This window comes from Pseudomonas syringae (genome assembly GCF_000737245.1).
GTDB lineage: Bacteria > Pseudomonadota > Gammaproteobacteria > Pseudomonadales > Pseudomonadaceae > Aquipseudomonas > Aquipseudomonas syringae_J.
In genome coordinates, this window is the sequence record NZ_JPQU01000046.1 from 1 (window position 1) to 12,990 (window position 12,990).

Consider the following 12,990-nt stretch of genomic DNA (forward strand, 5'->3'; position numbering starts at 1 on the left):
CGGTATCGCCGATGAGCCGATCCGGCTTGATGCCGAACTGTTCTTCGACCCGCTCGATCATGGTCTTGGTGCTCGCGACCTCGGCGGTTCGATGCGCTGGGGTCGGCTCCACATCCATGATCACACCATGCTCGACATCAATCAGGTAGTTCGTCGAGTAAGCGAATAACGCCGGGCCTCCAGGCGCTGCTGTCCAGCGAGCGAGCGGATCATCAGTCAGCGACAAGCGCTTGGGTAGTGCTTCGGCCAAAGCCTCTTCATCCAGCGCTTCAAGGTACTCACGCACGGCCCGAGTACTGAGCGACGGATCGCTCCAGTTGACCTCTTCATCGCTGGGTACGCCACGTTGCCGACTGGCATCTGCCTTGATGATGCTGGCGTCAACCGCAAACCCTTCGCCCTTGACCAGACCTTCGGGAGCTGGCAGGCCGCTACATTGAGTTTCTGGTGCGTTCCTTAGGCGCGGGGCGAAGGTTAGAGGGGGGATGGCGGGGTGGGCAAGGGCAGCGTTGTAGGGCATTTCTGAAAATTATCGAAAGCTTGTGCGCATTTAGTCCAGACGGATCTAGCCGTGAGAAATTACGGTTGTCGTCTGTTGAGATGTCGCTTCTGAGCATTTTTCGACCAGCTTGCAGATTTCCACGTCAAGCATGCCTAGGTTTTTGGTTTGGCATTCCCAGATTATCGCGACCTTCCAGCCAAGTGCTTCAAGGTCAGCTTTCGCTTTGTGGTCGCGGAGCACGTTGTTCTGCAGTTTGGGCAACCAAAAACCTAGTCGTGATTTAGGCTGATAAGCGTATTTACAGCCTGGGTGTTGATGCCAAAAGCATCCATGCACAAATAAGCAAAGGCGATGCCTTGGGAAAACCAAGTCGGGTTTTCCAGGGAGGTCCTTGCGGTGCAGTCGAAATCGAAGGCCAAGCCTGTGGCAGACCGATCTCACGGTCATCTCAGGCTTGGTGTTTTTTCCTTTGATTTTCGCCATCACTTTGGAACGTTGCTCTGGCCTGAACACGTCTGCGCACATTTGTAGGTCAGCCTATCAAAGGGAAACTCGACTCCAACCAAGTAGCCAAAGCCGTGCAATCGTTGACGCCCGTTTGCCTGATCAAATCTACAACGTCTTTACCCGAAAGAATCATGACCGGATGACCATCTTCGACAATTTCCTTGTAAGCCTGAGCATGAAGCCAAGACGTTGTAATCATGATCCCGAATTGGCGATGTCGCAGGCGAGAGATCAATCGCGAGACCTCGCGTACTCCGACGGAATTTGATACTCCATAGCACTTCGCTTCAATCGCAAAATCGACAAGGACCGCTGAAGCTGCGCGTCCTATCCGAAGCTTTCCAATGCCATCTCGGCCCCCATCGCGATAGCGTCGCGTCAGGTCCAGCTCGACAATATCTGGCAGGCATACCCTGACTAGGTGAGCTGCGCACGCTTCGAATACGTATGGGTCGGCTTTGAAGTATTCGTGAACCGCCGTGAGCATCTTCATATCCTCCTTCGTGGATGGAAGCTGCTCCTTGCTCGACAAAATCGGCTGCGAGCGTTTAGCAATTAGAGGTATGTACTGGCCCGTCTTGACCCATTTGAGCCACTCCACAGGTGCGTGCTCACTATCCGCCGCAGCCTGGCCTTCTATGATCTCTGCGAGCCATTTCCTAGAGATGCTGGGCAGATCAAGAATAGTGAAAGTAGCCTTGTAATTTTGAAAACGCTGACCTTTGCTGGTATGCCAAACAGCTACCAAATCATCGTTGTGGGTGCTCCCTATTTGTCCGGGTACTACCAATCCACGAAAAATCACGTCTCGATATACGCCGGCTTTGGTGAAGACCAGGATGGGCGGGATGAGGTGCCGTTCGCCTGAGTGGTGCCTTGAGAAAATCAGTTCTAAAAGATTGTTGCCGTAGCGATTGGTTTCGTCCAATTTGCGCCCTGGCTTTTTGTTGTCACCGTAATAGATGAAGGTTCCTGTTGATAGGTCAATCTCATCGGGCCAGTCAAGGTCTTCCATGCTGGAGAGCAAAACGATCAAGCTAGGGCTATTGCGCTTCCCCCTGATGCGAAACCCACCTTGATTGCTGACATTCAGAAGCTTATTGAGAGGATCATCGCTGGAGTTTCCTTGGCGGCTTCCTGCATAGTGCGCATCAATCATCAGGTCTGAGCTGGAAAGCTCATCAACAGAGAAAAGCCGGTTGCCAGTCATCGTGATATCCTAGTGCCATCAGTCTTGAATGGTGCCTGGAACCTGGTAACCTGGCTAGAGAATTAATTTAAGGCTGCAAAATGGATCCGATACGCGTTTTTGACATGTTCTGTGGGGCGGGAGGAAGCAGCCTGGGGGCACGTGACGGTGGGGCTGAGATCGTTGGTGGGGTAGACCTCTGGGGGCCAGCTGTGGAGTCTTTTCGCCTTAATTTTCCGCGCGCTCATGTCTTTCAAAGGGACTTGCGTAAGTTAACGCCAGAGGAAGTGTTAGAAAAAACTGGTCCAATCGACCTGCTTATTTCCTCTCCCGAATGCACCCACCACACGTGTGCGCGAGGAAGTAAGCCTAGATCAGACGAAAGTAAAGATACGGCGTTTCAAGTAATTCGATATGCAGAGGTGCTGAGGCCGAGATGGATTACTTTAGAAAATGTTGTTCATATGAAACCATGGGGGCGATATAAGGAGCTCATGGGGGAGCTCAGAAGATTAAACTACAAAGTCCGCGAGCAGGTTATAGACGCATCCCAGTTTGGTGTCGCTCAGCGCCGACGTCGACTTTTTATGATTGCTGATCTTATGGGCATGCCAGATGAGGTGTATCCGTCCATTAAAGTTGGCAAAAATGTGTTGGATATATTAGATTTTTCTGATAGATACAAGATGACTCCGTTGAGAAAAGCTGGCCGGGCTACAGAAACTTTGGCTCGAGCTGATCGTGCAATAGCTGAACTGGGTAAATATAAAGATTTTTTGATAGTGTACTACGGTACGGATGGCGGAGGAGGGTGGCAGCGGATTGACGCGCCATTAAGAACGATCACAACTGTGGATCGTTTCGCATATGTAAAAGCTACGACGGATGGACATTTCATGCGAATGCTTCAGCCCGATGAGTTGCGGAGAGCTATGGGCTTCCCTGAGAACTATCAATTCCCTGACGTGACTAGGCGTGAGAAAGTGAAGTTGATGGGGAACGCGGTATGTTCTCCTGTAATGACAGCTATAGTCGAGAATGTTTTGTCTCGTAGAGCTGAGAAGATAGTTGCTTAGTTGCTGGTCTATTGAGTTATGGCGCGTTATATTAATTCGAGTGAGCCCTCAGTCTGGACTTGCTCGGGTTATTAGTAAGTTTGCTCTTTAATTATCCATTGATTAAGGCATTTCATGTCAAAGTCAATTGATTGACAAACGTACTTTTCAATGGTCGCCCTGACTCTGATAAGTGCTGAGTGAAATATTAATTATTTTGCTCCAGCGGGTTTGATATTGTATTAGAGATATAATTTATCATTCATCACCTTAAGGCTTTCATGAGTTTAGGTATGGGAAAATGCCAGATTTTGGTTTGGTTGGAATTAGACTGATTTAAGTTTTTCACTATCTTATAATTGTGGGGTGAATAGCTAATACTTTGAGAAAGTGCTCGTGTCTCAGCGAAAGCTTTAGCGGCCCAGTGTTAATATTTTTATCAACCATTATCTTAATTTCTGAATGCATCCGATTTGATGCGGCTCTGTTGAAAATATTCAATAGTCCAAAGGCGGTAAAAATTACCTGCTTTCGATTCCTTCACTGAACAGCCCAAAACTTGGTGCTTCGCAACGCTCTTTCATGAGACCGCACTGGGACTGTGCGCTTCTCATGGCTTTGTGGACGATTCCGCTGATGGGATGCTTGCTCTAGATAATTCCGTTTTGCTATCTTGGCATTCTGGCTTAGGATGGGGCAAGGTGCCAGATGCTATGGTGCTCGCCCATCCTTAGGAACGGGTATCACAGCTAATATTCCTTGATCGACACCTCGTTTGGTTAACGAGTTATTACTAATGGATTTTGCACATGCCGTCATAAGCATGTAAGGAGCATAGGTTTGACTGATCTGAAAGTTCGTGTGCAGTCCCATATCTTAAAGCTTCTTGGGGATCAGTTGATCGGTCATGATAGATTAGCTGTTTTTGAGTTGGTCAAAAACTCTTATGACGCTGATGCCAGCAAAGTTGATGTGGAATTAAGTCTGGAAAGTCTCGTGCCTTTCATCTCTATCGAGGATGACGGCTGCGGCATGAGTTTAAAAGATATTGAGACAAAATGGTTAGAGGTTGGAACAGACTCAAAACGAGGAAGCACAGGCAAGAAACTATCTCCTAAGTTCAAACGACTGCCTTTGGGAGAGAAAGGGGTGGGGCGTTTAGCAATTCAAAAGTTAGGCGGTACTGTAAACCTTATAACTAAGAAGCAAGATGGTGAGGAATTAGAGTTCACCATCACCTGGGATGATCTGATTGGTGGAGGGAGATACCTCGATAGTGGGCTCTCAGTGTCGGTTACGACAAACTCACAGCCAAAAATATTTGCCGGAAAATCTGGAACTAAGTTGGTGATTACGGATCTAGCTCGAGATGAGTGGAGCAAAAGGGAGGTTAGGGACTTATATAGGCTCATAACTTCGCTCGGAAACCCAATAAATAAAATTGATAGCTTTGAAGTGGAGCTATATCTGCCAGGGCGTGAGGGAGATATCGAAGATCTTCCGTCAGCTAAGCAGATGTTAGATGCTGCTATGTGGACTTTCGATTTCAGTTTGTCGCAAGACGGCTGTTTCTCCTGGAGTTATGCTTTTTGTCCTCCCTCCTATAAGGGGCTAAAACCCTCAGATGATAAGGAAGTGAACGACAAGCTAGAGTTGGTTAAGGTTTCAGGGGAAGAAGAGTCGGAAGATCCACCTTTGATATTTTTGTCTCCTGAAATGCTTACACAAATAGGTCCCATTAAAGGGAAAATCTATGCTTATCATCGTAGAACAGAAATTCTCAAAGAGTTGGGATCTGCGAAGCTGATAAGCGACTGGCTAAAATATCAGTCAGGTATACGAATATACCGAGATCAGGTTCGTGTTTTTAACTACGGTGAGCCCGGAGACGATTGGTTAGGATTAAATGTCCGTCGTATCAATAGGCCAGCGGGTAAGCTGGGTACAGATAGCTTAATAGGTTATATTGATCTCAACTTGGCGCAAAGCCCAGGCCTCAAAGAAAAAACAAATCGAGAAGGTTTCGACGAAAATAGTATCTATAAAAATCTACAGCGAGTTGTTCTGAGTGTTTTCGATAAGTTTGAGCGTTTACATGGTCCTCATCGTAAAGAAATCGACAAGGCTCTCAAGGGTGAAACGAAGATAGTCCCAGTTGAAGAAGCTTTTGATGCACTAAAAGAAATTGCTAAGAAGAATAATCTTGAGTTGGAAATTAAGCCTGTAGTCGATTCGCTACAATCTCAGCTTAATAGTTATCGGACCGTAATGCTTAATTCTGGTATGGCTGGACTGAATTTGTCTCTTGCTTTTCACGAGATGGTTCACGGCGTGGACTCTCTAGCTCGGCAGCTTGAGGCCAATAGCGGTAGAGCTACTCTTGAGCAAACAGTGACGAATCTTAGAAAGCTGTTGGATACATTCAAGCCGCTACTCAACAAGGAAAGATCTCGAAAAGTTACAGTGAGAGAGTTGATGGCGCGAGCTCTTGATATGAATTCCGGGCGTTTTAAAAGGCATGACCTAGTATTGTCTAATCATCTTTCAGATGGCGGAATTTCTTTTCCTATCAGCGGGCCGTTAAATCTTCTCATGGGGGCTATTAATAATATAATTGATAATGCGATTTATTGGGCACGTTACCAAGCGCAAAAGAAAAACCATCAGGGTGCAGTTCTTATTACTTCTAACTGGGACAGTGAGCGGAGATGTGGGTCATTGGTTGTAGTTGATAACGGTCCTGGGTTCGAGCTTCCATTTGATCAGCTCGGCACTCCATTCGTTTCTAACAGAGCAGAAGGAATGGGGTTGGGGCTTTATTATTCAAAGATGGTGATGGAGTCCATCGGCGGGAGTTTAGTTCTCTGTACTGCGGATGAGTTACGTGAAGATTTTGAGTTTTCTGATGCGTACAATGGTGCTGCCGTGATTTTCCAATTCAAGGAAGAAAAATGATTCCTCAATTCGTTCGTGTAGCTGCAATTGATAATGAGCAATCCCATCTCGATAAAATTTACTCTGCGCTGGTCTCCAGCGGTTTTTGGGTCATGCCATTCCTTTATGACTTCGGAACTGTTAAACCTACTCCTCCAAATCCATACAATGGAATAAGGATCGTCTTTACTGATATTCATTTAGTTGATGGCGGTATGAATAATATGGCCCAGCAGGCGCTAGCTATCATTGCCTGCTTAAAAAAAGTTGTCTGTGACGGCCCTTATGTACTTATTTTTTGGACAAAGTTTCCCGATGACGCGAAAGTAGTGTTTGAAGACATAGTCGCGCGTGCGAAAGATAATGAATGTGTGGCTCCTGTCGCATATGGTTGTATGGATAAAGGGTTGGTTCTTGGTTTAGAAGAATATCCGGACCGTCTGCCTGAAATATTGACTCAGCTAAATGAGGCTATTGAAAGCTGTGGCGCGTTATTATTATCAATTTCATGGGAGGAGCGAGTATCGCAAGCTGCGATTCGTTCTACCTATAGGCTGTTTGATTTAGCTCATCAGCAGTCCCCTAGTGACCCTCTCACCAATTGGCATCAATTATTGGCATACTTGTCTACTGAGGCGGTGGGTGAAGCGCAAGCAGCTATAGCTCCAGTTGCCGCGATGGACGTCGCGTTATTACCTATCTTGGAAGATCGCCTTCACATATCTTTTGAGAATGTCGAATCTCTCAATGAGCTCCTAGGGCAGCAGTTTGGTAAGAGCAATCTTGTATCTAAATCAGCTTTGAATGCTCATTATCTAGTCTCAACATTAAGTAGTTCATCTAAAAATTCTCCGTCTACCCGGGGAGTCGTGTCAGTTATAGATAGAGGGGCATGGGATGCTCATCAGTTGGAGTTGTGGGGCCAGACTTGTAACGATGTTTTGGTAAAGGAGTTCTTTTTACCAGCTCAGAAGTTTGATAAAAAATTCATGGACTCTCTCTCACCATGTGTTGTCACATTGACTCCTGAGTGTGATGATGTTCAAGGTAAAGTTGGCAGCTATCGATATCTTTTAGGTGTTCTAATACCCTACTCAGATTCTGTTAGATCGTTCTATTACAGCAAGAGCAAAAGGCAGTACTCCAATCTTTCAATTTTTGACGTTGGCGTGCTGTCTATTGATGTGGGGGACGGTGTGAAAGACTATTGTCTGTTGATTTCAAGTAATAGATTTTTTGCTAAACCTACTACAGATTTATTGCATGCGGTACCTAAATTGAGGTTGCGAAGAGCAACTCTTGAAGAATTGAGTCATCACTATGCTACCCATGCGCGTAGGCCGGGCGTTATGCGATTTTCATTATACTAACCACGTGGTGCCTCAGTGCTTCATGAGCCTCACCTTTAGTTTGAGGTTCATGTAATGCTTAATTTTTATCCTGACTTCGTGCATGCCTAGTACTTCGAGACACAAAATACGACTTATTCGAATTGAAGTCGAGCTGGTTTTAAGTAGTTGCATGTTTTTCAAGGCTGAATTTGTATTGATTTCGGTATTAGCTATTACATGTTAAGAGTTTGGGTCGCGAGGTACACGAAGCTCATAAAAGCGTTAAGTAGTCACTTTAATTATTGAAGGTTTTATTGTTTTAGGATAGGGCGCTAATGGCAAAGGACTGTACGTTACTGGATCTCAGATTCTTTAGAATTCGTCTAAGTTTCAGAATAGGAGCACGGAAATGTTAAGTTTGATCGTTTTGTATTGCTGAAGCAGTACCGTAATATCAAATTCTACGTTCTTTTTTTAAGCGCGCGGTGGAGTTTATGCACTACATTTTTAGCACTGAAACATATGCTCGTGCAAAAAAAATTCGTAATTCTACCAGTAATGAAGCGATTTTTGCGCTTGTACAAGAAGACAGAGACGGGGCCGCTTTTTTTTTATCGGGCAAAGTATTTTCACTCGATGATGAGTTTCGCGAAAAACTTTTGCAACATGTAATTTCTAGCCCTCTGCAGATAGCTTCCTCGAATAGGGCACACTTTATCAAGTGGGGTGTTTCTAAGGCAGGGCAGTCATACACGCACGCGGCCAGCTGTGTTACCGATCTCAATGTGTCAAGTATGCTCGCCTATTTGGAAACGTCTGTTTTGAGGATGGAAGTATTTGGCACAAGTGTAGATGGGCGCTTTTATCCTGAAAGTGTTCTGCAATCACAGTCTGGACATCTCATATCTACGTTAATGTCGGCATTATATTTTGTTTCTAAGCGATCTAGTTTGTGTATCGAAGGTACTACCGATGAGAGTGGGATTGCTGAATTCTGGAAACATATGGCTCATTATGAATCTCTAAAAGGGTTTGTTCAGGAGGTTGCCCACGGTAATTGTATCCCGATAGAAGTTACTAGTTTAAGTCCTGAAGTCTCCGCGAAGAGTCTTGAGAGGTTTGTCGGGCGCGCTACATATTATATGGAGTGGTATGACCAACGATGGAGGAGTTTAGAGATATACAGAGATTTAAACTATAGATTTTACAATGCTCATGAGGATGGCGGCGATCTATTGCTTCTGATGGAGCGCAGCGGTTTAAGTAAGGTTGAAAGCTCAATAGTCACGTTTGATATGACAAATAGTGAGAGCTTTGAATTTGAGTTGAGGAGGTTCAAAGTAATAAAATTGTTGGAGTTGATGTACGTTGTTGATGGGCGTTGTTGTTATGAAGGCTGCTATTTTACAATTAGAAAATTGATTGATTGCCTCTTTTCTTTGCTTGCTTACGCTCAAAAACTTAATGCGGATAATACAGGGCGGGTAAGGCGCGGGAAGGTAGCTAAAGTTCAAGCTCTTAGTTTGTATAGGCTCGGAAAAATTTTGAATTTAAAACGGAGCGAGATTAAATTGATCGATTTGTTCGTCTCTGATCTAAATCGTAACGGACCAAGTCCTAATTCTGGCGTTTTTATGGTGGGAAGAGAGTACTACATTATACCTTCTCACATTATGTCTCTTTCTGTTGAGAAAGTTGTTGATCATATAATGGTTCGAAAAGACGTTTTTATAAATAATGAAGGTTTTTCAGATAAAGGATATTTTTTCGAAAGCTTGTTGAGAGACGTAATTGAGAAGTCGGCTAGGTCCTTTTATAAGCTCAATCAAGATATTAAAAAAGGGATACCTGAGATTGATGGTATGTTCAATGTTTGGGGTTCAACATGGGTGCTGTGTGAGGCCAAGTGTAGTGTCAAACCAGAATGTCGACGAGATGCGTATCAATTTACTGAAAATCACATTGTCGGCGCGTTGTCTCAGTTAGATAAGCGGTTTGATTTCCTATCTGGTCGTCTTAATCCGATTCCCGGTTTTGTATTTGAAGAGGCAGATCTCTTGCTCTTAATAGTCACAAATCATAATTACTTTACCGGTTTGAATTTGAAAACACCTAAGGGACGAGATGTTTATGTTGTAGATTTATTGTATTTGAGTGATATTTTGATTGGGGGGTTTGTGCCGGTTTGGAGTAATGTAAAGGGCGGCCAGAGTTATGTTAGATCAAAGCGGGATGTTGCTAATGAATTAATTTCTGATGCCATTAAGTATCCCTTGCGAAATCTACTAAGTGTTGAGGTGCCAAGCTTTCAGATTCAGGAGTCAGGTATTGTGATTCGAATCCACAAAGAATCAATCGTAGATGATATGTCTTTTTATTCTTAGGCTTAATCAGCGGTTTTTCGAGTTATAGCGGTTATTAGTTATGGCTAAGATAAGTTTTGTCATGGCTGCGCATCTCAGATGTGCTGTTCACAGTTATCCACAAAAAATACAACCTCTCCAGGCCGGCCTTTATTCGAAGCTTGGTAGCGTGTGATCGCTCCTACAGGTTCTGCGTATCATTCCCGGGCAATAAAAAAGCCAAAAGCATCATGCTTCTGGCCTTCTGTTTACCGCTGCAATGCAGCCCGGATATCAATCCCAGCTAAGCGCACCGCCGTTCTGGTATTCAATAACCCGCTTCTCAAAGGAGTTCTTCTCTTTCTTCAAGTCCATGATTCCGCTGTCGCGCGATGCTTCGGCCTCGTTTTGCGGGTCCGATCACTCAGGCCTGGCCCCGGGTTGCAACAGCAGCGCAACCAGCGCGCTCCAGCCTGTCTGATGTGAGGCGCCCAGGCCGCGTCCATTCTCGCCGTGAAAATACTCGTGGAACAACACCAGGTCGAGGCTCTGTGGATCGATTTCCAGTTGTGGATAGCTGGCCATGGAAGGTCGATTGCCTTCACTGTTGCGCAGGAATAATCCGCAGATGCGCTGACTTAAACCTTCAGCCACTTCGTCCAGCGAAGCCAGATAGCCCGAGCCACTGGGGTATTCCACGGAAAAGTTCTCACCGTAATAGCGATGAAACTCACGCAGTGATTCGATCAACATGTAATTCAACGGCATCCATATCGGGCCGCGCCAGTTTGAGTTGCCGCCGAACAGCCGCGAGTCGGACTCGGCAGGCTGGTAATCCGCCGACAGCGTGTTGCCGTTGATTTGCATGCTGAACGGATTCTCTGCGTAGAAGCGTGACAACGAGCGCACACCAAACGGCGAGAGAAACTCGTTTTCATCAAGCATTTGCTTGATGAGGTCCTTGGTCCGTTGCCCGCGCAATAGTGCCAACAACAGACGATTGCCTTTTCCGGGTTCGGTCCAGCGCGAGATTAGCGCTGCCAGGTCCGGACGATGATGGAGGAAACCCAGCAGACGTTCGCGCAGCCCTTTGAGCCCTTCATGTTCGCTCTGCTCCAGCACACGCACGGCAAACAGCGAAATCAAGCCCACGAATGATCGCAGCCGCACCGACTCACGGCTGCCGTCAGGACGGTGCAATACGTCATAGAAGAAGCCGTCCTGCTCATTCCAGAGCCCTTCGACGTCCACGCTGTCCACTTGGTTGATCGCACCGGCGATGTACAGAAAGTGTTCGAAGAATTTCACCGAGATGTCGATGTAAACGTCATTGCGCTGTGCCAATTCCAGCGCCATGCGCATCAGGTCCAGGGCATAGCCAGCCACCCAGGCGGTTCCGTCGGCCTGGTCCAATTGATAGCCGGGCGCAAAGGCGGCAGAACGGTCAAACAGGCCGATGTTATCGAGACCGAGAAATCCACCCTGGAAAATGTTGTGGCCTTCGCTGTCCTTGCGATTCACCCACCAGGAAAAATTCAGCAGCAGCTTGTGGAAAACCCGCTCAAGAAACGCGGCGTCGCCTTGGCCCGTCTGGGCCTTTTCCATCTGGTACACGCGCCAGGATGCCCAGGCATGCACCGGCGGGTTGGCGTCGTCGAAGCACCATTCATAAGCCGGTATCTGACCGTTGGGGTGCATAAAGCGGTCTTTGACCAATAGCAGCAACTGATCCTTGGCGAAGTCCAGGTCAATCAACGCAAACGCGACCGCCTGGAAGGCCGTGTCCCATGACGCGTACCAGGGATACTCCCACTTGTCCGGCATCGAGACGATGTCGAAGTTGTACAGGTGATGCCACTGGTTGTTTCGTATTTGCGCGCGTTCAGGCGGCGGTGTCTCTCCGGGATCGCCAGCGAGCCAGGTTTTGACGTCGAAGTAATAAAACTGTTTTGACCACAGTAATCCAGCCAGTGCCTGGCGCTGAACATTGCGAGCATCGGCATCGGGCAATGCATGCTGCAACGCGTCATAAAACTCATCGGCATCGGCGCGGCGCGTCTCAAACAACTTGCGTGCATTCACCCGCGCCGCTCCGGCGGGGGCGAAACGCAAGTACACCACCTCAGAAGCGCCACCCTCCATTTGCAGGACGAAATGCGCGGCGACTTTGGTCCCGTTGTCTCTGCGAATCGCAGTGGGGTTAGCGTTCATGAGGTATTCACCGATCCCGTCCTTGAAGGGGCCGGGCGCGGGCTCGCCAAAAAGTTTTGGGGTATTACTGCGGTTCTCGCAGAACAGCCAGTCGCAGGCGTGCGGCCCCCAGGCCGTGGCGTGTCTATCGGCTTCTGACGGATGCCGGGCACTGATGGTGTCATCAGACAATGACAGGGCAGGGCGCTCGGTACCCGGTGCCCGGCTCCAGGTATCACGGGCCCATAACTGCGGCAGTACATGCACCCGTGCTGCCAGATCGGAGCGATTGGTTATCGTCACCCGCATAAAGACATCATCCGGAGTGTGCTTGGCGTACTCCACAGTGACGTCGAAATAATGGTTGTCGTTGAATACGCCGGTGTCGAGGATTTCATACTCAGGATCATTCAACCCACGCCTGGCGTTCTCTGCCACCAGATCATCGTAGGGAAACATCCCATGCGGGTACTTGTAGAGCATGCGCATATACGCATGGCTCGGGACGCCGTCGAGGTGAAAGTACAATTCCTTCACGTCTTCGCCATGATTGCCTTCAGCATTGTTCAGGCCAAACAAACGCTCTTTGAGGATGGGATCGTGTTCATTCCACAAACCCAGGCCAATGCACCAGTGCTGAGACTTGTCGGAAAACCCGGCCAGCCCATCCTCCCCCCAACGGTAAACACGACTGCGGGCATGATCATGGGGAAAGTAGTCCCATGCATTTCCATCGGAGCTGTAGTCCTCCCGAACTGTGCCCCACTGCCGATCACTCAGATACGGCCCCCACTCACGCCACCGTTCCACATCCTCGCTGGCAAGGCGCAAACCTTCGGTCGTCTTCAACAACGCGTACTGCTTTGGATCGGCAGCCATCATCACTTCCCGGCACGTTAATGTTGGAAAATCCAGACCTCGTGGTTTGTTATGAGGCTAT

7 protein-coding genes and 2 pseudogenes are annotated in these 12,990 nt (G+C 47.4%); 4 read left to right on the forward strand and 5 right to left on the reverse strand.

Translation table 11 applies throughout. The features are described from left to right. The 3 genes and pseudogenes from IV01_RS08690 to IV01_RS08680 all read right to left on the reverse strand — a co-directional run. Positions 1–412, reverse strand: a pseudogene (locus IV01_RS08690) (IS5/IS1182 family transposase); the annotation flags it as partial. A 153-nt stretch (positions 413–565) separates the two neighbouring features. Further along, positions 566–1,027 (reverse strand): very short patch repair endonuclease, encoded by a 462-nt coding sequence (locus IV01_RS08685; protein WP_032629891.1) that lies wholly within the window; start codon positions 1,025–1,027, stop codon positions 566–568. A 7-nt stretch (positions 1,028–1,034) separates the two neighbouring features. Next, positions 1,035–2,219 carry a restriction endonuclease gene (locus tag IV01_RS08680; RefSeq protein ID WP_032629892.1) on the reverse strand — a complete coding sequence of 395 codons (1,185 nt, stop codon included), beginning with the start codon at positions 2,217–2,219 and terminating at the stop codon, positions 1,035–1,037. Positions 2,220–2,299: 80 nt separating this feature from the next. On the opposite strand from IV01_RS08680, the gene IV01_RS08675 reads away from it, so the two are divergent. The 4 genes from IV01_RS08675 to IV01_RS08660 all read left to right on the forward strand — a co-directional run bounded on the left by IV01_RS08675 (position 2,300) and on the right by IV01_RS08660 (position 9,902). Beyond that, positions 2,300–3,274: a DNA cytosine methyltransferase gene (locus IV01_RS08675; RefSeq protein WP_032629893.1), complete on the forward strand. Its 975-nt coding sequence runs from the start codon at positions 2,300–2,302 to the stop codon at positions 3,272–3,274. Positions 3,275–4,093: 819 nt separating this feature from the next. Next, positions 4,094–6,208 (forward strand): ATP-binding protein, encoded by a 2,115-nt coding sequence (locus IV01_RS08670; RefSeq protein WP_032629894.1) that lies wholly within the window; start codon positions 4,094–4,096, stop codon positions 6,206–6,208. Further along, positions 6,205–7,557, forward strand: a complete 1,353-nt coding sequence (locus IV01_RS08665) for a hypothetical protein (protein WP_032629895.1) — start codon at positions 6,205–6,207, stop codon at positions 7,555–7,557. The genes IV01_RS08670 and IV01_RS08665 overlap by 4 nt, the downstream gene beginning before the upstream one ends. A gap of 455 nt (positions 7,558–8,012) precedes the next feature. Continuing rightward, the gene (locus IV01_RS08660; protein ID WP_154232242.1) at positions 8,013–9,902 is read left to right on the forward strand and encodes a hypothetical protein; all 1,890 of its coding nucleotides are present in this window, start codon (positions 8,013–8,015) and stop codon (positions 9,900–9,902) included. Between the two features lie 252 nt (positions 9,903–10,154). On the opposite strand, the pseudogene IV01_RS27525 reads toward IV01_RS08660, so the two are convergent. Then, positions 10,155–10,244, reverse strand: a pseudogene (locus tag IV01_RS27525) (hypothetical protein); the annotation flags it as partial. Between the two features lie 36 nt (positions 10,245–10,280). Beyond that, entirely contained in the window at positions 10,281–12,929 is a 2,649-nt protein-coding gene (locus tag IV01_RS08655) for an MGH1-like glycoside hydrolase domain-containing protein (protein WP_032629898.1), read from the reverse strand. Positions 12,930–12,990 lie beyond the last annotated feature (61 nt).